The sequence below is a fragment of the Dyella sp. Tek66A03 genome (assembly GCF_052567735.1).
On record NZ_CP199584.1, the window covers coordinates 3,062,041 to 3,081,213 of the forward strand.

Genomic DNA, 19,173 nt, shown 5'->3' on the forward strand with positions numbered 1-19,173 from the left:
TATCGCCGGGGCTACCGTAACCGGTGTCCCCAACCACGCGAGCGGCAGGCAAGGCAGCCAACTGAAGAAGGCTATAGCCCCAGGTAACGGGCCGGGGAGAAGCGCTGCGAAGTGAAACAACAATGCATGGATACCGCCAAGAATGGCGAACCATGCACCTCGCTTGGCGAAAAAGGCTTTATTCGGCGTTCGGTCCATCGTCCCCTCAGCGACAGCCACCCGAGATACAAATCATATCCGAAGCCTAAGCGTCCGCCCCGGATCGAAAGCCGACACTCCAGAGCTTGCCGCCACAAGTCCCGCTCGGCAACGATGATTGATTCGATTTGTTCATCACAAGACAGCTAGCTTTGATCTAACTTCATATTTGTTCTCTCATATATCGCTAAACCTTTGATCCACTTGGATAGCGACCCCTCGCGAAAAAATACTATTTGTTTCTAGAACAGCCCGAGCAAATATATATTTAGGCCGTCACTTATTCGATATCCATATATATGTTCGACTTCCGTCAGCTTCGCTACTTCGTCACCGTGGCCGAGGAACTCAGCTTCACCCGTGCGGCTCAACGCCTGCACCTCTCGCAACCCCCACTTTCGCAGCAGATCCAGGCACTTGAGGCGGATTTAGGGGTGCGCCTGCTGGAGCGGACCAAGCGCCATGTGGCGCTGACCGAGCCAGGAAAACTGTTCCTGGAGCAAGCCCGCCAGATTCTCGACAAGGCCGAAGAGGCACGCAGCCAGATGGCCGACGCCGCCACTGGCTTCAGTGGCAAGCTACGCCTGGCCTACACCGTGTCGGTCACCTTCCACCCCGCCCTGCCCCAGACGCTGTTGCGTTACCGGCGCTTTGCGCCCCAGGTGCGGTTGATACTCAGCGAGATGTATACCGAAGCCCAGTACGCCGCCCTGCTATCCGGCGACCTCGACGTCGGCTTCGTGCGGGATTTGCCAGGGCACGAAAGCATGGCCAAGGATGTGCGCCTGGATGTGATCGACCACGAGCCCTTGCTGCTGGCCCTGCCCTCCGGGCACCCGCTGGCGCAGAAAGAAAGCATCTGGCTGCGCGAAGTGGCCATGGAGGCTTTTGTGGTGCAGCCGCGCGAACTGGCCGCGACGCTATACGACCGCCTGACCCAGGTCGCCGCGAAGGCCAATTTCCACCCGCTGATCCGCCAGCATGCTCAGCAGATCAACGGTCTGCTGGTGCTGGTGGCGGCCGGCATGGGACTGGCCCTGGTACCCGCGTCCATGAAATCGGTGAGCCTGGCCGGCGTCAGCTACCTGCGCCTGGAAGACCCGGATGCCTATATGCTGCTGGCCTTGGCCAGCCGGGCGGACAATCCTTCGCCTGTAGTCAGGCGCTTCCTGAGCGCCATGACTGAACCGCTGTAGCGTGAGACTTGTATCAAGCGAATCCGCCGGTTACAATTCCGTTCTTGTATTTTTTCTTTCTATTAGTTCCAGGAGCTGGCCGTGAAGGTGCTTTCCTCTTTGAAGTCCGCCAAGTCGCGGCACCGTGACTGCAAGGTTGTGCGCCGTCGCGGCAAAGTGTTCGTGATCTGCAAGAGCAATCCGCGTTTCAAGGCTCGTCAGCGCTGATTTTTCAGCAGCGATGAGTAACGAAGAGGCCGCGCAAGCGGCCTTTTTTATTGCCCGCGAGACGTGCCTAGCGTTTTTTGTAGGAGCGCGCCCTGTGCGCGAGCAGCCTACAAATAGCAGTAACGCTGAAAGTCCTATCGCGCACAGGGTGCGCTCCTGCAGAAATGAGGTGCGCGCGCCGTTCAAGAAAAAGGGCCGCAGAGCGGCCCTTCTCTGTGGCCCGCGGAACATGCCGGGCTGCTTTTCCACAACAGATCAGACGTAGCGCACGCCGGTGATCTCGTAGCGCTTCACGCCGTTCGGCGCCTTGAACTCGAAGCTGTCGCCCGAGCTCTTGCCGATCAGCGCGCGCGCGATCGGCGATGACACGGCAATCAGACGCTGCTTGATGTCGGCTTCCAGATCGCCAACGATCTGATAGGTCACAGCGTCACCGCTGTCCTCGTCTTCGAGGTCGACGGTCGCACCAAATACCACGCGGTTACCCGCCGTGAGACGGCTGACGTCGATGACTTCCGCGGTGGACAAGGCTGCTTCCAGCTCGGCGATACGACCTTCGGCAAAGCTCTGCTGTTCACGCGCCGCGTGGTACTCGGCGTTCTCCTTCAGATCACCGTGGGCTCGCGCTTCGGCGATAGCCGCGATGATCCGCGGCCGATCGGTGAACTTCAGCTTTTCCAGCTCGCCGCGCAGACGCTCTGATCCCGTCTTGGTGATGGGAGCTCGACTCATGCCTTCAGTTCCTTATGCAGTTCCTGCAGGCTGTTGACCTGGTCGTCGCCGTGGTAATCCAGCGAATGCACCAGCGCCCGTGCGCCTGCCACCGTGGTGGAGTACGTGACGCGCCGCTGCAAGGCCTCGCGCCGGATCGAGAACGAGTCGGCGATCGCCTGCTTGCCCTCGGTCGTGTTGACGATATAGACGATTTCGCCGTTCTTGATCAGGTCGACGATATGCGGGCGACCTTCGATCACCTTGTTGATGCGCTCGCAGGCCACGCCATGCTTATCGAGATAGGCCGCCGTGCCTTCGGTAGCGACCAGGCTGAAGCCACGTTCCAGCACCTCGCGAGCGACCGGCAACAGGCGATCCTTGTCGGCATCGCGCACCGACACGAACACCTTGCCCTTCGGCGGCGTCTTGATGCCGGCGGCATCGTGACCGCGCGCAAACGCGGCACCGAAGCTGCGACCCACGCCCATCACCTCGCCGGTGGAACGCATCTCGGGACCGAGGATCGGATCGACGTTCTGGAACTTCAGGAACGGGAAGATCGCTTCCTTCACCGAGTAGTAGCTCGGGATGACTTCACGCGTGGTGCCTTGAGCCACCAGCGACTTGCCGGCCATGGCGCGTGCGGCGATCTTGGCCAGCGGCACGCCGGTAGCCTTGGAGACGAACGGCACCGTGCGCGAGGCGCGCGGATTCACTTCGAGGATAAACACGGTGTCGCCCTGGATCGCGAACTGCGTATTCATCAGGCCAATGACCTTCAGCTCCTTCGCCATCATCGCGACCTGGCGGCGCATCTCGTCCTGCACCTCGGCCGACAGCGAATACGGCGGCAGCGAGCAGGAGGAGTCGCCGGAATGCACGCCGGCCTCTTCGATATGCTCCATGATGCCGCCGATCAGCACGTTACCCTCGGCGTCGGCGATGATGTCGACGTCGACCTCGACGGCATGGTCGAGGAAGCGATCGAGTAGCACCGGCGAATCGTTGGACACCTGCACGGCCTCGCGGATATAGCGCGACAGGTCGGCGTCGTCATAAACCACTTCCATGGCACGACCGCCCAGCACATAGCTCGGGCGCACCACCAGCGGATAGCCGATCTGGCGAGCCATCGCCAACGCTTCGTCCGCGGTGCGGGCGGTGCGATTCGGCGGCTGGATCAGGCCCAGCTTGACGATCATCTGCTGGAAGCGTTCGCGGTCCTCGGCCAGATCGATCGAGTCAGGCGAGGTGCCGATCACCGGCACACCGGCGGCCTCGAGCGCACGTGCCAGCTTCAGCGGCGTCTGGCCGCCGTACTGCACGATCACGCCCTTCGGCTTCTCGAGGTCGACGATTTCCAGCACGTCTTCGAGCGTAAGCGGCTCGAAGTACAGGCGATCGGAAGTGTCGTAGTCAGTGGAAACCGTCTCCGGGTTGCAGTTGACCATGATGGTCTCGAACCCGTCCTCGCGCAGCGCCAGCGCGGCGTGCACGCAGCAGTAATCGAACTCGATGCCCTGGCCGATACGGTTCGGGCCACCGCCGAGCACGATGATCTTGTCGCGGTTCGTCGGCGTGGCTTCGCACTCTTCTTCATAGGTCGAGTACATGTAGGCCGTCGTCGTAGCAAACTCGGCAGCGCAGGAGTCGACGCGCTTGTACACCGGGCGCACGCCCAGCGTGTGACGCAGATGACGCACGGCGGCTTCGTCGGTACCGGTCAACTCGGCCACGCGCGCGTCGGAGAAGCCCATGCGCTTCAGCTCACGGATGCGCGGTGCGTCGAGCGCGGTGAGGCCCTGAGCCTTTACCTCGCCCTCGGTCAGCACGATGTCTTCGAACGCCGCCAGGAACCAGGGATCGACGCGGCTGAGGTGGTACACCTCTTCCAGCGAGAGTCCCGCACGGAACGCATCGGCGAGATGGAATACGCGGTCCGGACGCGGCTCGCGCAGCTCGCGCTTGAGCACGGCCAGGCCATCTTCAGTGCTGATGTCCAACCCGGTCGGGTTGAGCCCGGTCTTGCCGATCTCCAGGCCGCGCAGGGCTTTCTGCAGCGATTCGTGGAAGGTGCGGCCCATCGCCATGACTTCACCCACCGACTTCATCTGGGTGGTGAGGCGGGCGTCGGCCGACGGGAACTTCTCGAACGCGAAGCGCGGAATCTTGGTGACCACGTAATCGATGGTCGGCTCGAACGAGGCCGGCGTGAGACCGCCAGTAATGTCGTTCTTGAGTTCGTCCAGCGTATAGCCCACGGCCAGCTTGGCGGCGATCTTGGCGATCGGGAAGCCGGTCGCCTTGGAGGCCAGCGCCGAGGAACGCGAGACGCGCGGGTTCATCTCGATGACCACCACGCGACCGTCCTCGGCATTGATGCCGAACTGCACGTTGGAGCCACCGGTATCCACGCCGATCTTGCGCAGCACCGCGATCGAGGCGTCACGCAGGCGCTGGTATTCCTTGTCGGTAAGCGTCTGTGCCGGCGCCACGGTGATCGAGTCGCCGGTGTGCACGCCCATCGGATCGAGGTTCTCGATCGAGCACACGATGATGCAGTTGTCCGCCTTGTCGCGGACCACTTCCATCTCGAATTCCTTCCAGCCGAGTACGGATTCCTCGACCAGCACTTCGCCCACCGGAGAGAGTTCCAGACCGCGCTTGACGATCTCCTCGAACTCTTCGCGGTTGTAGGCAATGCCGCCACCGGAACCGCCGAGCGTGAAGCTGGGACGGATGATGGTCGGATAGCCCACCTTGACCTGCGCTTCCAACGCCTGCTCGAACGTGCGCACGACCTCGGCCTTCGGGCATTCCAGCCCGATCTCGGCCATGGCGACGCGGAACAGTTCGCGATCCTCGGCCATGCGGATGGCTTCGCGCGAAGCGCCGATCAGCTCGACGTTGTACTTCTCGAGCACGCCGTGATCGGCCAGGTCGAGGGCGCAATTGAGGCCGGTCTGGCCGCCCATCGTCGGCAGCACCGCATCCGGGCGCTCCTTGGCGATGATGCGCTCCACCGTCTGCCAGTTGATCGGCTCGATGTAGACGGCGTCCGCCGTCTCCGGATCGGTCATGATCGTGGCGGGGTTGGAGTTCACCAGGATGACGCGGTAACCCTCTTCCTTCAGCGCCTTGCATGCCTGCGCGCCGGAGTAGTCGAACTCGCACGCCTGACCGATGACGATCGGGCCTGCGCCGATGATGAGGATGCTCTTGATATCGGTGCGCTTAGCCATCTCAGCGGGCCTCCTGCATCAGTGCGGCAAATCGATCAAAGAGGTAGCCGATGTCGTGCGGACCAGGGCTGGCTTCGGGATGACCCTGGAAGCAGAACGCCGGACGGTCGGTGAGCGCGAAGCCCTGCAGCGAACCGTCGAACAGCGAGACGTGAGTCACCCGCACGTTCCCCGGCAGCGTGGCCGGATCGACGGCGAAGCCATGGTTCTGCGAGGTGATCAGCACGCGGCCATCATCGACATCCTTTACCGGATGGTTCGCGCCGTGGTGGCCGAACTTCATCTTCAGCGTCTTGGCGCCTACGGCGATGCCCATGATCTGGTGACCCAGGCAGATGCCGAACAGCGGGATCTTCGCTTCAAGGAACTCGCGCGTCGCCGCAACGGCGTAGTCGCAAGCCGCCGGATCGCCGGGGCCGTTGGACAGAAACACACCATTCGGCTTCATCGCCAGCACGTCGGCTGCTGGCGTCTGCGCCGGCACCACCGTGATGTCGCAACCCTGCTCGGCCAGCAGACGCAGGATGTTGTGCTTCACGCCGAAGTCGTAAGCCACCACCCTGAAGCGTTTGGACGGCTGATTGAACGCCTTGCGGTCGAGGTCGTAGACGCCTTCGTTCCACGTATAGGGCTCGCCGACGCTGACGACCTTGGCGAGATCCATGCCGTTGAGGCCGGGGAAGGCACGCGCCTTGGCCAAGGCCGCGTCAACATCGACGTGTTCGCCGGCAACGAGGCAGCCGGACAGCGCACCCTTGTCACGCAGGATGCGGGTGAGACGACGCGTATCGATACCGGCGATGGCCACGATGCCGTGGCGCTGCAGGTAATCGGGCAGGCTCTCGCTGCTGCGCCAATTGCTGTGTCGACGCGGCACATCGCGCACGATCAGGCCGGCGGCGTGCACCGTGTTCGATTCGGCATCTTCGACGTTGACGCCGGTGTTGCCGATATGGGGGTACGTAAGGGTGACGAGCTGTTGGGCGTACGAGGGATCGGTGAGGATCTCCTGGTAGCCGGTCATGGCGGTGTTGAAAACCACCTCACCAACGGTTTCACCAGTGGCGCCCACGGCGTAGCCGTGAAACACACTGCCGTCTTCGAGGGCAAGCAGAGCGGGGATAGGCATGGGAATTCCGCCTTTTAGGTGCAGCAAAGTCCGCAAGCCGCACGTTGCAGGCTTGTGGACCTTGATCAAGGAAAGTCGTAGGGCGGGTTGAAATGATAGGTGCAAGGGCCGTTTCTGTCCACCAAAAACAGCTGAACGAAGCGCCCGGAAAGGGCCCAACGACGGTCAATCCGGGCGCTACACTAGCGCCGCCAAGCCAAAGACCGATCTCGATGAATTCAGCTGTACTGCTCGATCCCGCCCGCCTTGACCGCCCGGACACGGATATTCGGCGGGAGCCGTTCCCGTTCCTGATCGCGCACGGCCAACTGCCGGACGAGGCGCGCGGTGACCTGGAGCGCGATTTTCCGCGCTACACGAGCGCCGGCTTCTTTCCCTACGACGCCGGCGATTGCGGCCCTTCGGTCAATGCCCTGGTGCAGCGCCTGAGCTCGGGCGAATTTGCCAGCGCGGTCGGCCAGCGGCTGGGCATCCCCAACCTCGGACAATTCCCGACCCTGATCACCTTGTGCCGATCGCTCAACAAGCGACACGGCACCATCCATACAGACAGCAAGTCCAAGGTGGCGACGGCCCTGCTCTACCTCAACCCCATGTGGCCCGACATCAGCGAAGGTTGCCTGCGCTTCCTTGGCCGCGTCGACGACATCGATAGCGTCCTCGCACCCGAACTCAAGCCGCTCTATGGCGAGTTCGCCATGTTCAAGCGCTGCGACAACTCCTTCCATGGCCATCTCCCCTACGAGGGCGAGCGTCGCGTGATCCAGGTCGCCTGGCTCACCAGCGAAGCGGAGAAGCAGCGCAAGACCAAGCGCGGCAAGTTCGCCCGCGCGTTCAAGTGGATCTTCGGCTCACTCGACCGCCAGCTGGGTGCCGATCGCGACCGCAACGCGTCGCACCCCGACTGAAGCAAGCCCAAGGAGAGGGTTTCGTCGGCACCACGCGACCGGCGTTCGACGCCAAATCAGAGCCTGCTGCTGAAATGCCAGGCGACGTAGACAGCGAAAACACCATAGAGCGCCGCCACCGGCCATAGCAAGCGCGCGTCCACACGTCCCTTGCGGAACAGCCACCACAGGTAGACCACGGCGATCGCGGTCAGCAGGCCGGCCACCATCAGCGGCGCATCGAACAGCCAGGGCGTGGCGAACAACGCCAACGCGCTCGGGATGGTCGCCTGGATCATCATGGCGCCGGAGATATTCGCCAAGGCGAGCCGCTCCTTGCCCTGGCGCACCCAGATCAGCGCGTTCATCGTTTCCGGCAGTTCGGTGGCCACGGGGCTCAGCACCAGGGCGACCAGGTGCGGCGATAGCTGCCAGGCGATGCCGATGGCCTCGATCTGCTTCACGAACGTGTGCGAGGCAAACGCGATCACCAGCAACGCGAGCGTGGTCTGCAGGATCACCCACGACAGCGCCGGGTCGACCGCCTTGGGCCGGAACTTCAGCGGTTCGAGCTCCTCCTCTTCCGGTGCGGTGCTGTCGTCCTTCAGCTCGCGCCACACATACACGGCGTAGGCGCCGAGAAACAACACGCCCAGCCAGGGCTTGAACGCAAAGGCGACCAGGCCCAGTCCGCACTTGATCACGAAGATCCCGAGGAACCAAGACTGGTCTCGCGCCAGGCGACCGTGTTCGACCCGGACCAAGGCATCCGCGCGACGCAGCTTGCGGCGATTCATCCACAAGGCCACGCCCACCACGGCATAGGCGATCGTGGCGAGCACCAGTGGCCCGCCCAACGCAGCGCCCACACCGATGTCTTTCTGTTCGGGCGTCTTACCGAGGATCACCGCGACAAAGGTGACCGCGCTTTCGGGCAAGGCCGTACCGAAAGCCGCCAAGACCGTGCCTGTGGCGGTCGCACCAAGGCTGAGCTTCCGGCCGAACCATTCCACGCCATTGACGAAGAATTCGCAGGCGACATAGATCGCACCGGCCGAAAGCAGGAACAACAACGCGGTAAGCATGCGTATTTCCAAGGCCGGGCGAGCGGAAAACCATTGGCTCGACGACGCGAGCTCGCCCGGCAGGGTAAGCGCGTCGCGGCCAAAGGTCTCGCCGGGCTACCGACACCTGACGGTGATCGGTGGGCCATCCACGCCATGAAGCCGAAGCCTCAAGTCTGTTGACGCGGATTCCTCTGGAATCGCAGGCCGACATCGCCTGCGAATGGGGTGAGGATGGCTACTCCCCAATGACAATGGTTGGAATGGTAACTGTGGTAGCTCGGGCGGACAAGCGACCGGCCGGCCGGTGCTGGACGGAATCAGGCAATCGTGGATCGTCATCCAAGCGGCTCTCAACAGCCGAATGGCTGGTCAAGCTGGGATGACGTGTCCGCATTAGTTTTGGCGTTCCTTAGCGCGCGGCGCGTTCGCTAAGCATGGCGTCGAGATCGTAGGCACCTGCCGTGCGCCCACTCAGCCAATGCGCCGCTTCCAACGCGCCACGCGCGAAAATGGATCGATCCGTGGCGCGATGCGCCAGTTCCACGCGCTCGCCCTGCCCCATCAGCAAGGCGACATGCTCGCCGACGATGTCGCCACCGCGCACCACCGCAAACCCGATCGTGCCGAGTTTTCGTGGACCCGTGCGGCCTTCACGCGCATAGACGGCGCTTTCCGCGAGCGTGGAGTCGCGCGCATCAGCGGCGGCCTCACCCAAGGCGAGCGCCGTGCCTGAAGGCGCATCTTCCTTGCGATTGTGATGCGCCTCGATGATGTCGAGATCCCAATCAGGCAGCGCTGCCGCAGCCTGGCGCAGCAAGCGCGTCAGCACCGCCACACCGAGGCTGAAATTGGCGGAACGCAGCAGTGCGATGCGTTGCGCCGTCGACGCCAGTCGCTGGTTGAAGGTGGAATCGACACCGGTGGTGCCGGTGACCAGGGCCACGCGGTGCGACTCGCAATAGGTCAACGCCTCGGCCAGGCCCGCGGGGCCGCTGAAGTCGATGACCACATCGAGCGTGTTGGCGCCCGGCCAGCCATGCGTGAAACGCAAGCTGTCGGCACCGACATAGACCGGCTGCCCCAGATGCGACGAGCCCGCTGACGTGATGGCAGCGACCAGGACGAAGCGCGCATCGTCCCTGATCAAGCCGAGCAAGGCCTGCCCCATACGGCCAGTGGCGCCATTGATGGCGAGTCGAACGGGACGGCTCATGCGGGGGCTCCTTCCGGGCGTAGCAGCAAAGGCGGAAGACGCGATGCTAGCGGCAGCCGGCAGCGGCGTACACGGGCAAGCCCGAATCGAGGCGCCCTTCCCGGTCGGGAAAGGCGCATGCACTTACGACGTGACGCGCGACCAGAACTGCTTGACGCCGTCGACCCAGCTCTTCGCACGCGGCGTGTGCTGATCGGCATCGCCGCCGGAGAAGGTTGTCTCGAGCTGCTCGAGCAAGTCGCGTTGTTCCTTGGTCAAACGCACCGGCGTCTCCACCACCACGCGGCAGATCAGGTCACCGGTACGACTGCTGCGCACCGACTTCACGCCGCGCCCGCGCAAGCGGAACAGCTGACCCGTCTGCGTTTCCGGCGGAATGGCCATGGGTACCTCGCCTTCCAAGGTCGGCACCTGCAGCTCAGCGCCCAGCGCCGCCTGCGAGAAGCGGATCGGCAACTCGCAATGCAGGTCGTTGCCGTCGCGCTGGAAGATCGCATGCTCGCGCACGCGCACTTCCACATACAGGTCGCCCGCTTCGGTGCCGGCCGGGCCGGCTTCGCCCTGCCCCGCCAGGCGAATGCGGTCGCCATTGTCCACGCCCGCGGGAATGTTCACCGACAGCGCGCGGGTCTCTTCCAGACGGCCTTCGCCGTCGCATTCCTTGCACGGCTTCTCGATGGCGTGGCCGCTGCCGCCGCAATGCGGGCAGGCCTGCTGGATCGAGAAGATGCCGTTCTGCATGCGCACGCGGCCATGCCCCTGGCAGGTGCGGCACTGCACGGTCTTGCCGTCCGCCGAACCCGAGCCATTGCAGTGATGGCAATTGACCTGGGTGGGAATCTCGAACTTGCGCTCGACGCCGAACACGGCTTCCTCGAGATCAAGCTCCATGATGTAGCGAAGGTCCGAACCACGGCGCGCGCGACCGCGACCGCCGCCGCCAAAGATGTCGCCAAAAATATCGCCGAAGATGTCGCCCATGTCGCCGAAGCCGGCGCCACCGCGACCACCACCCATGCCGTTCTCGAAAGCGGCGTGGCCGTGCTGGTCGTACCTCGCGCGCTTCTGCGGATCGGACAGCACTTCGTAGGCCTCTTTGGCCTCTTTGAATTTTTCCTGCGCGTGCGGGTCGTCCGGGCAGCGGTCGGGATGAAACTTCATCGCCAGCCGGCGGAAGGACTTCTTCAGCTCGACCTCGGTGACCGTGCGTTCGACGCTCAGGATTTCGTAGTAATCACGCTTGCTCATTGTTGCATCCGACATGGATCGCTCTCTCACATGAATCGCGCGATCCATGTCTCCTCAAAAAACAGCCCGCGCCTAGGAGTCCCGGGCGCGGGCTGCGTTAGATCGGCAGCGCCGACCGGGACATCTTACTTCTTGTCGTCCTTGACTTCAGTGAACTCGGCATCGACCACGTCGTCCTGGTGGCCGCCGGCCGAGCCCTGCGGGCCAGCCTGGTGGGCGCCAGCGTCGGCCTGACCGCCGCCCTGGGCCGCGGCGTACAGCGCCTGGGCGACCTGCTCGAGCTTCTCAAGCTTGGACTCGATGGCAGCCTTGTCGTCGCCGTCCTTGACCTTCTCTAGGTCGGACAGTGCGCCTTCGATGCTGCTGAGCTGATCAGCCGGCACCTTGCCGCCATGCTCCTTCAGCGCGGTGCGGGTGGCATGGACCAGCTGGTCGGCCTTGTTGCGGGTGCTGACCAGTTCGTGGAACTTCTTGTCCTCTTCCTTGTTGGCTTCGGCGTCGGCGACCATGCGGTTGATCTCGTCTTCGGACAGGCCCGAGCCTGCCTTGACCTCGATCTTCTGCTCCTTGCCGGTCTTCTTGTCCTTGGCCGACACGTGCAGGATGCCGTTGGCGTCGATATCGAAGGTGACTTCGATCTGCGGCATGCCGCGCGGCGCCGAGTCGATGCCCTGCAGGTCGAACTTGCCCAGCGACTTGTTCGCGCTGGCGCGCTCGCGCTCACCCTGCAGCACATGCACGGTCACGGCGGTCTGGTTGTCGTCGGCGGTGGAGAACACCTGCGAGGCCTTGGTCGGCACGGTGGTGTTCTTTTCGATCAGCTTGGTCATCACGCCACCCATCGTCTCGATACCGAGCGACAGCGGGGTCACGTCCAGTAGCAACACGTCCTTGACGGTACCGCCCAGCACGCCTCCCTGGATCGCCGCGCCCACGGCGACAGCCTCGTCCGGGTTGACGTCCTTGCGCGGCTCCTTGCCGAAGAAGTCCTTCACCGACTCCTGCACCTTGGGCATGCGGGTCTGGCCACCGACGAGGATGACCTCGTTGATGTCGGACACGCGCAGGCCAGCGTCATTCAACGCGGTGCGGCACGGGTCGATGGTGCGCTTGACCAGGTCTTCCACCAGCGCTTCGAGCTTGGCGCGGGTCAGCTTGATGTTGAGATGCTTCGGACCGGAAGCGTCGGCCGTGATGTACGGCAGGTTCACCTCGGTCTGGTGGCTGGACGAGAGCTCGATCTTCGCGCGCTCGGCGGCATCCTTCAGGCGTTGCAGGGCCAGCGGATCCTTGCGCAGGTCCATGCCCTGGTCCTTCTTGAACTCCTCGACCAGGTAGTCGATGACGCGCATGTCGAAGTCTTCGCCACCCAGGAAGGTGTCGCCGTTGGTGGCCAGCACTTCGAACTGCTTCTCGCCGTCGACTTCGGCGATCTCGATGATCGACACGTCGAAGGTGCCGCCGCCGAGGTCGTATACCGCGATCTTGCGGTCGCCGCCCTTCTTGTCCAGGCCATAGGCCAGGGCAGCCGCGGTCGGCTCGTTGATGATGCGCTTGACGTCCAGGCCGGCGATGCGGCCGGCGTCCTTGGTGGCCTGGCGCTGGCTGTCGTTGAAGTAGGCCGGTACCGTGATCACGGCTTCCGTGACCGGCTCACCGAGGTAATCCTCGGCGGTCTTCTTCATCTTCATCAGCACCTTGGCCGAGATCTCCTGCGGAGCCATCTTCTTGCCATCGGCGGTCTGCACCCAGGCGTCGCCGTTCTCATGGGCCACGATGCCGTAGGGAACGATGTGCAGGTCTTTCTGAACTTCAGCATCGGTGAACTTGCGGCCGATAAGGCGCTTCACCGCGTAGAAGGTGTTCTTGGGGTTGGTCACGCTCTGGCGCTTGGCCGGCGCGCCCACCAGGACTTCGTTGTCCTTGGTAAAGGCCACGATGGACGGCGTGGTGCGATCGCCCTCCGAGTTCTCGATGACCTTGGCGGTGGTGCCATCCATCACTGCCACGCACGAGTTGGTCGTGCCCAGATCGATACCGATGATTTTGCCCATTGCTGTCTACTCCCGAATGCTTTAAGCGACCCCTCGGCCGCAACTGGTTTCCAGATGGGGCCCGACGCCTGGCATCTCAATGCCGGCAAGACCTCCGATCCTTTTAGCTAGGCCCGAAGGGGGACGCGGTTCAGGCGTCCTCTCCCCCCAGCCACGCGTCAATCCTTCGCGACCGCCACCAGCGCTGGGCGCAGCAGTCGATCGTTCAACACATAACCCTTCTGCAGCACGTTGACCACGGTATTGGGAGCAGCACCCGGGGCATCGACCATGCTTACGGCATGATGCTTTTCCGGATCCAGCGGCTGGCCCAGCGGATCGACCTGAACCAAGCCATTGTTTTCGGCAATCTTCAGCAGCGACTTGAGCGTGAGCGAGATGCCCTCACGCACCGTGGCGACATCGCCGCCCTCCACTTCCAGGCCACGCTCGAGGCCGTCGTAGATCGGCAGCAGCTCGTTCAACAGCTTTTCGTTGGCGAAGCGGCGGGCTTGCTCCACATCACGCTGCAGGCGGCGGCGCTGGTTCTCGATCTCGGCCTTTTCGCGCAGCACGGTATCGCGCAGCTCGCTGTTGCTGGCCTCGAGCTCGGCGACGCGCGCCTTGAGTGCGTCCAGTTCGACGTTGGGCGACTCGCCCTGCGCCTCGTTCGGTGCCTGTGGATCGTTGCTCTGCATGAATGACTCCAAGCCTTATCCGTGGCCGGTGCCCCAGGGCGCCAGCCGTCAACAAATTCTGCGGGTAAATCCCGCCTCCCGAGCGCGTTATAGGGTCGTAGCGGCGCGATTCAAGGCATCGCTGAGCAAACCGGCCGTCGCCTGGACCACCGGGATCACCCGTTCGTAGGCCATCCGGGTCGGTCCGATCACGCCCACGGCCCCCAATACCCGTCCCTGCGCGCCATAGCTGGCGGTCACCACACTGCAGCCGTCCAGCGCGGCAAAACCCGATTCCTCACCGATAAAGAGCCGCACGCCAGGGGCCTTGGCGCAGACCTCCATCAGCTGCAGCAGCTCGTTCTTCTTCTGGAATGCCTCGAACAGTTCGCGCAGGCGTTCCAGGTTGGCCAGCTCGGAATAGCCCATCAGGTTGGTCTGGCCACTGACCAGGACGTCGTCGCTCTCGGTCTGCGGCGCAAACGAAGCCGCCGCCAGCTCCACCGCACTGGACAGCAGCCGGTTGAGCTCGCTGCTCGCCTCACGCAGTTCGCGCAACAGATGGGCGCGGATATCGTCCAGGCGCAAGCCGGCGAAGTGGCTGTTGAGATAATTGGCGGCCTGCTCCAGCTCGCGGCCGTCGAGCGGCTTGGCCAGCTGGACGATACGGTTCTGTACCTGGTTGTCCGAGAACACCAGGATCACCAACACGCGCTCGTCAGGCAGCGGCACGAAGTCGATATGACGCAGCGGGAAATCAACCTGCCGCGGCACCGTGACCACCCCCGCAAAGCGGGTCATCGCCGACAACAGGGTCGATACGTTGCCCAGCAGGTCGCGCGTGGTGGTCGGGCCGGGCGGCAGTTCGCGGCGCAGGCGGGCCATCTCTTCCAAGGGCAGCGGCTGCAATTCGATCAGGCTGTCGACGAACAAGCGCAGGCCGCGCGGGGTAGGCACGCGGCCGGCCGAGGTATGCGGCGAGGCGACCAAGCCAGCATCTTCCAGGTCGGCCATGATGTTGCGGATGGTGGCCGGACTCACATCCAGGCCGGATGAGCGCGACAGCGTGCGCGAGCCCACCGGCTCGCCATCGACCAGGTACTGGGCGATCAATGTGCGCAGCAGGCGTCGCGCGCGGGCATCGAGTTCGTGGCCAAAGGACAGAGGCATGCTGTAGCAATCCGTGAGATAGACAAGAAATAAGGTCTGCCGCGCCTGCGCGCAAGCCCGGACACAGTCAACCGGTCCAACCAACCGCTACAATCCACCGACTTCACCATACCCTCGCCCATGCTTACTTCGCTCTACGTCCGCCATTTTGCCGTCGTTGAAGAAGCCGAGATCGCCTTCGGCCCGGGCCTTACCGTCGTCAGCGGCGAGACGGGCGCCGGTAAATCCCTGCTGGTCGACGCCCTGATGCTGCTGGCCGGCGCCCGCGCCGACAGCGGCATGGTGCGCGCCGGCAGTGATCGGGCCGAACTCACCGCCGAGTTCAGCCTGGACGACCTGCCCGAAGCCCGCGAATGGCTCAAGCGCGAAGAATTGGACGAGGAAGATACCTGCCAGCTACGCCGCGTCATCCGCGCCGAAGGCAGCTCACGCGCCTGGATCAACGGCCGTCCCGCCAACGCCAGCCAGCTGGGCGAGCTGGCCACGTTGCTGGTCGAGATCCACGGACAGCACGAGCATCAGGCCCTGCTGTCGCGCGCCCATCAGCTGGAGCTGCTCGACGCCTATGCCGGCAACGAAACGCTGGTCGGGCAGGTCCGCGAGCTGGCCCAGCAATGGCGCGACCTGGGTGGTCGCATCCGCAAGCTCAGTGGTGGCGACGATCGCGAGCAGCGTATCGAACTGCTGAGCCACGAGCTGGGCGAGCTGGAGAAATGGGCACTGCCGCCCGCCGCATTGACGGAACTGGAAGCGAGCCATCGGCGCCTGGCCAATGCCGGCCGCCTCGCCGAAGGTGCCAGCGGCGTAGTCGAACTGCTCGATGGCGATAGCGAATTTGCGTTGCGTCGGGCGCTGAGTCGGGCCCATATGGAACTGGGCAAGCTGGCGGCGTTGGACGACAAGCTGGCGCCAGTGCTGGAGCTGCTGGACAACGCCTCGATCCAGCTGACCGAAGCCGCCGATGCCTTGGGTCGCTATGCGCAGGACGTCGACCTCGACCCCGAGCGCTATGCCGATGTCGACACCCATCTCACCAAGCTGCACGAGCTCTCCCGGCGCCATCGCCTGCCGGTCGTCGAATTGCACGACAAGGCGTCATCGCTGCGTGTCGAACTCACCGAACTGGAAGGTGCCGGCGATGCGCTCGAACAGCTCGCCGCCCAGCGCCAGCAGCTGCAGCAGAACTACGACGCTACCGCCGCCAAGCTGAGCGAATCGCGACGCGACGCGTCCAGCCGACTCGGCAGCGAAGTCAGCCTACTGATGGCCGAGCTTGGCATGAGCGGCGGCCGTCTGGTGGTCGAGCTGGAGGCCTCCACGGATCATGAGCCCGATGCCCAGGGCCGCGAACGCTGCGAGCTACTGGTCAGCGCCAACCCCGGCCAGCCACCGCGCCCACTGCGCAAGGTCGCATCGGGCGGCGAACTGGCCCGCATCAGCCTGGCCATCGAAGTGGCGACCCTGGGCAAGGACACGGTAGGCACCATGGTGTTCGACGAGGTCGATACCGGCATCGGCGGCGCCGTGGCCGAGGTAGTCGGCCAAAAGCTGCGCGCCCTGGGCGGCCAGCGCCAGGTGTTGTGCGTCACCCACTTGCCGCAGGTCGCCGCGCAGGGCCACGAGCATCTGCGCGTAAGCAAGGCCAGCGATGGCCAGTCCACGCGTACGCAGATCGAGAAGCTGGACGCCAGCGGACGTCGCGATGAGCTGGCGCGCATGTTGGGCGGCGTTGAGATCACGCGCGAAACGCGTGCCCACGCCAAGCAGATGCTCGATCGCGCCCAAGCCTGAGCTACTTGCCCCCCTCCCCGGAGGGGAGAGGAAGCAGTTAGGCGCTGCGCGGCAGCAGGCCGCGTTCGCTGGCCATGCGATAAAGATCCAGTTCCGAGCCCGCCCCCAGCTTGCCCATCAGGCTGGCCCGGTGGATGTAGACCGTCTTCTGTCCAATGCCTAGCTCGCCGGCTACCTGCTTGGGCGCACGACCCGCCGCCAGCAACAGGAATACCTCGCGCTCGCGCGCGGTCAGGCGGTGAATCGGATCGAGCGACTCACTCGGGCGCTCCGCGCGACGGCGGCGCAAGTCGGAGCTGAGGAAGCATTCGCCCTGCATCACGGCGCGCAGGCCGGCCACCAATTCCTCAGGTGCCACACCCTTGGTCACGTAGCCACTCGCCCCACGACGCAGCGCCTCGGATACGTAAGGCTCACCGTCATGCATGCTCAGCACCACGATGCGCGTGTCCACCGCGACGCTGCGCAAATGCTCGATCAACGGCAGCCCGCTGCCATCAGGCAGTGAGAGATCGAGCGCCACGAGATCGGGCCGCCGCAAGCCAACCGCTTCCACCGCATCGTCGGCGCAGCGGCACTCCGCCACCACCTCGAGATCCGGTTCCATTTCGATCAGCCGCTTGAACCCCTCGCGGACGATGGCGTGGTCATCGACCAGGACAATGCTGTACATGGCGACATGTATAGCAGTCCCGGTGATGGCCGCCTATACCCCTGCGCATATCAGCCGGCGGGCGCCATGTAACATCCCGCGCATGCCATCGAGATCATCATCACTCCCCGGTTCCGCCCTCATGCTTGGGCTCGGCTACTTTCTGCTCTGGCTGCTGCTATGGCCGACTGAACAGCCCTACTGGATGCTGCCTTACGGCCTTCGCTTCGGCGCGCTCTTGCTGGCTCCCATCCGCATGTGGCCCTGGCTGCTGGGCGCGGAGTTCGCGGCGACCGGGTTGATTGGCTTTGCCAATGGCCTGCCCTTGGGCTGGCTGGGCTTCTTTTTGGGCGAGTTTCCCGAGCCCATCGTGGTGACCATCTGCCTGGCGTTGATGCGGCGAGCCAATCTCCACGCCAGCCTGCGTGATCCGGAGGACGTTGCCCGACTGCTGCTTTCGGCGGCTTTCACGGTAGCGGCCACCACTGCCACCGACGCCATTCTGCTCGCCCTGGTCCACGCCAGCCCCACCTCGGACCTCCTGGTCCAGGCCATGGGCCAGGATCTGCTCGGCAATTATGTGGGCGTGCTGCTGGTCGTCCCGTTGCTGGTCATGCTGCTGCGGGCACGGTTGCGCAAGCGCGCCTTGGGCAGCCTGTTGATGGACGGTCTGCTGGTGCTGCTGCCGTCGCTGGCGATCCTGATGGTGCTGTCCTCGCACGGCGCGCCGCAGCCCCAGTTCGCCCGGGTGCTGTCGTTGGCGCCGGTGCTGTTCTTCGCCTTTCGGCATGGCTGGCGCGGCGCCAGCCTGGCCATGCTCATTTCCAGCCTCGGCATGACCGTGGTCGACCACATATCAGGCCACGGCGCCCCCGGCGCCGCCGGCGAGCTGTTCCTGGCGGTGGCCGGTACCGGCGCCTTGATGCTGGGCTCGGCCACGGATGCGCTGCGCCGCAGCAGCGAGCGCGTCGCCGAACAGAACGTCTATCTCGCGGCGGTCAATCGCCGGCTCGATCATCTCGCACGCCAGCTACGCGATGCCGCCCGCGGCAACCTGCAGGCCGAGGAAAATCAGCGCCGCCACATGGCCGCCGAGCTGCACGATGAGCTGGGCCAGAACCTCACCGCCATCCAGACCCACGTCAAGCTGGCGCAATCACGCCTGACGCAGGCCGGCATGGACGATATCGGCATCTCGATCAACGCCATCCTCGGCCATATGCGACGTGCCCTGCACCGGCTGCTGGACGACCTGCGCCCCGCCGTACTGGATGAATTCGGCCTGCTGCGAGCGCTGGATGAAGGCCCTATCCGCGATCTGCTCAACGCCGCGGGCGTCGCTTATCACACCGAATTGCATGGCGACCCGCGCCTGCTCGACGACGACACCCGCACGGTGATCTATCGCCTCGTGCAGGAGAGCGCCACCAATGCCGTCAAGCATGCCCAGGCGGACATGTTCCAGCTGCGCCTGCGTATCGGCGAGCGACAAGGCGTCGCCATGGCCCTGCTCGACATCCGCGACAACGGCATTGGCCTGCCAGCCCGCATGCCACGAGGTGGCCGGGGCATGCAGGGCATGCGCGACCGGGTGACCTCATTGGGCGGTTTGTTCCGCGTGCGCCCCGAATCGCAGGGGGTACACCTGCGCATTTTGTTGCGAAGCAGCACAAATATTGCCGATTTGTCGCGGGCTTAGAGCACAGGCATAGGAAATTTTCTGATACCCGCTTCGTGAAGGGTTCGTTA

At 64.2% G+C, this 19,173-nt stretch carries 15 protein-coding genes and 1 riboswitch; of the genes, 5 read left to right on the forward strand and 10 right to left on the reverse strand.

Annotation, left to right across the window (positions count from 1 at the left end):
• Positions 1–497: 497 nt before the first annotated feature.
• Together ACT01B_RS13490 and ykgO are read left to right on the forward strand one after the other, a co-directional pair.
• Positions 498–1,394, forward strand: a complete 897-nt coding sequence (locus tag ACT01B_RS13490; RefSeq protein WP_445143766.1) for a LysR family transcriptional regulator — start codon at positions 498–500, stop codon at positions 1,392–1,394.
• An 81-nt stretch (positions 1,395–1,475) separates the two neighbouring features.
• Positions 1,476–1,601, forward strand: a complete 126-nt coding sequence (ykgO, locus tag ACT01B_RS13495) for a type B 50S ribosomal protein L36 (protein WP_029213509.1) — start codon at positions 1,476–1,478, stop codon at positions 1,599–1,601.
• A 255-nt stretch (positions 1,602–1,856) separates the two neighbouring features.
• Here the strand turns inward: ykgO and greA are convergent, their stop codons facing one another.
• Genes greA through carA form a run of 3 tightly spaced genes read right to left on the reverse strand, consistent with a single transcriptional unit; the run spans position 1,857 to position 6,686 of the window.
• The gene (greA, locus tag ACT01B_RS13500) at positions 1,857–2,333 is read right to left on the reverse strand and encodes a transcription elongation factor GreA (protein ID WP_445143767.1); all 477 of its coding nucleotides are present in this window, start codon (positions 2,331–2,333) and stop codon (positions 1,857–1,859) included.
• Positions 2,330–5,557: a carbamoyl-phosphate synthase large subunit gene (carB, locus tag ACT01B_RS13505; protein ID WP_445143768.1), complete on the reverse strand. Its 3,228-nt coding sequence runs from the start codon at positions 5,555–5,557 to the stop codon at positions 2,330–2,332. The genes greA and carB overlap by 4 nt, the downstream gene beginning before the upstream one ends.
• A gap of 1 nt (position 5,558) precedes the next feature.
• Positions 5,559–6,686, reverse strand: coding sequence for a glutamine-hydrolyzing carbamoyl-phosphate synthase small subunit (gene carA / locus ACT01B_RS13510; protein ID WP_445143769.1), 1,128 nt, complete (start codon positions 6,684–6,686; stop codon positions 5,559–5,561).
• A 212-nt stretch (positions 6,687–6,898) separates the two neighbouring features.
• Here carA and ACT01B_RS13515 point away from each other — a divergent pair, with 212 nt between their 5' ends.
• A complete protein-coding gene (locus tag ACT01B_RS13515) occupies positions 6,899–7,594 on the forward strand; it encodes a 2OG-Fe(II) oxygenase (RefSeq protein ID WP_445143770.1) in 696 nt (231 codons plus the stop codon).
• Positions 7,595–7,650: 56 nt separating this feature from the next.
• Here the strand turns inward: ACT01B_RS13515 and ACT01B_RS13520 are convergent, their stop codons facing one another.
• From ACT01B_RS13520 to hrcA, 6 genes are all read right to left on the reverse strand, one after another.
• Complete coding sequence (locus tag ACT01B_RS13520; RefSeq protein WP_445143771.1) at positions 7,651–8,658, reverse strand: sodium:calcium antiporter; 1,008 nt, start codon at positions 8,656–8,658, stop codon at positions 7,651–7,653.
• A gap of 77 nt (positions 8,659–8,735) precedes the next feature.
• Positions 8,736–8,896: riboswitch (yybP-ykoY riboswitch) on the reverse strand.
• A gap of 153 nt (positions 8,897–9,049) precedes the next feature.
• Entirely contained in the window at positions 9,050–9,853 is an 804-nt protein-coding gene (gene dapB / locus ACT01B_RS13525) for a 4-hydroxy-tetrahydrodipicolinate reductase (protein WP_445143772.1), read from the reverse strand.
• 123 nt (positions 9,854–9,976) lie between these two features.
• On the reverse strand, positions 9,977–11,101 hold the full coding sequence (gene dnaJ, locus ACT01B_RS13530) for a molecular chaperone DnaJ (protein ID WP_445143773.1): 1,125 nt from the start codon (positions 11,099–11,101) through the stop codon (positions 9,977–9,979).
• A gap of 125 nt (positions 11,102–11,226) precedes the next feature.
• Positions 11,227–13,155: a molecular chaperone DnaK gene (dnaK, locus tag ACT01B_RS13535; protein ID WP_445143774.1), complete on the reverse strand. Its 1,929-nt coding sequence runs from the start codon at positions 13,153–13,155 to the stop codon at positions 11,227–11,229.
• A 158-nt stretch (positions 13,156–13,313) separates the two neighbouring features.
• Positions 13,314–13,832 (reverse strand): nucleotide exchange factor GrpE, encoded by a 519-nt coding sequence (gene grpE, locus ACT01B_RS13540; RefSeq protein ID WP_445143775.1) that lies wholly within the window; start codon positions 13,830–13,832, stop codon positions 13,314–13,316.
• Between the two features lie 87 nt (positions 13,833–13,919).
• Complete coding sequence (hrcA, locus tag ACT01B_RS13545) at positions 13,920–14,981, reverse strand: heat-inducible transcriptional repressor HrcA (RefSeq protein WP_445143776.1); 1,062 nt, start codon at positions 14,979–14,981, stop codon at positions 13,920–13,922.
• 120 nt (positions 14,982–15,101) lie between these two features.
• Between hrcA and recN the strand changes: the two genes are divergently transcribed.
• A complete protein-coding gene (gene recN / locus ACT01B_RS13550; RefSeq protein WP_445143777.1) occupies positions 15,102–16,772 on the forward strand; it encodes a DNA repair protein RecN in 1,671 nt (556 codons plus the stop codon).
• A gap of 37 nt (positions 16,773–16,809) precedes the next feature.
• Here recN and ACT01B_RS13555 read toward each other — a convergent pair whose 3' ends face one another.
• Entirely contained in the window at positions 16,810–17,445 is a 636-nt protein-coding gene (locus ACT01B_RS13555; protein ID WP_445143778.1) for a response regulator, read from the reverse strand.
• Positions 17,446–17,566: 121 nt separating this feature from the next.
• Between ACT01B_RS13555 and ACT01B_RS13560 the strand changes: the two genes are divergently transcribed.
• Positions 17,567–19,123: an MASE1 domain-containing sensor histidine kinase gene (locus tag ACT01B_RS13560; protein WP_445143779.1), complete on the forward strand. Its 1,557-nt coding sequence runs from the start codon at positions 17,567–17,569 to the stop codon at positions 19,121–19,123.
• Positions 19,124–19,173 lie beyond the last annotated feature (50 nt).

What these genes read in the sequence shown, in the direction of transcription:
- dapB (WP_445143772.1), bottom strand. Translation starts at nt 9,853, where the DNA reads ATGAGCCGTCCCGTTCGACTCGCCATCAATGGCGCCACTGGCCGTATG.
- ACT01B_RS13515 (WP_445143770.1), top strand. Translation starts at nt 6,899, where the DNA reads ATGAATTCAGCTGTACTGCTCGATCCCGCCCGCCTTGACCGCCCGGAC.
- carB (WP_445143768.1), bottom strand. Translation starts at nt 5,557, where the DNA reads ATGGCTAAGCGCACCGATATCAAGAGCATCCTCATCATCGGCGCAGGC.
- ACT01B_RS13520 (WP_445143771.1), bottom strand. Translation starts at nt 8,658, where the DNA reads ATGCTTACCGCGTTGTTGTTCCTGCTTTCGGCCGGTGCGATCTATGTC.
- hrcA (WP_445143776.1), bottom strand. Translation starts at nt 14,981, where the DNA reads ATGCCTCTGTCCTTTGGCCACGAACTCGATGCCCGCGCGCGACGCCTG.
- ACT01B_RS13555 (WP_445143778.1), bottom strand. Translation starts at nt 17,445, where the DNA reads ATGTACAGCATTGTCCTGGTCGATGACCACGCCATCGTCCGCGAGGGG.
- recN (WP_445143777.1), top strand. Translation starts at nt 15,102, where the DNA reads ATGCTTACTTCGCTCTACGTCCGCCATTTTGCCGTCGTTGAAGAAGCC.
- grpE (WP_445143775.1), bottom strand. Translation starts at nt 13,832, where the DNA reads ATGCAGAGCAACGATCCACAGGCACCGAACGAGGCGCAGGGCGAGTCG.
- dnaK (WP_445143774.1), bottom strand. Translation starts at nt 13,155, where the DNA reads ATGGGCAAAATCATCGGTATCGATCTGGGCACGACCAACTCGTGCGTG.
- ACT01B_RS13490 (WP_445143766.1), top strand. Translation starts at nt 498, where the DNA reads ATGTTCGACTTCCGTCAGCTTCGCTACTTCGTCACCGTGGCCGAGGAA.
- carA (WP_445143769.1), bottom strand. Translation starts at nt 6,686, where the DNA reads ATGCCTATCCCCGCTCTGCTTGCCCTCGAAGACGGCAGTGTGTTTCAC.
- ACT01B_RS13560 (WP_445143779.1), top strand. Translation starts at nt 17,567, where the DNA reads ATGCTTGGGCTCGGCTACTTTCTGCTCTGGCTGCTGCTATGGCCGACT.
- dnaJ (WP_445143773.1), bottom strand. Translation starts at nt 11,101, where the DNA reads ATGAGCAAGCGTGATTACTACGAAATCCTGAGCGTCGAACGCACGGTC.
- greA (WP_445143767.1), bottom strand. Translation starts at nt 2,333, where the DNA reads ATGAGTCGAGCTCCCATCACCAAGACGGGATCAGAGCGTCTGCGCGGC.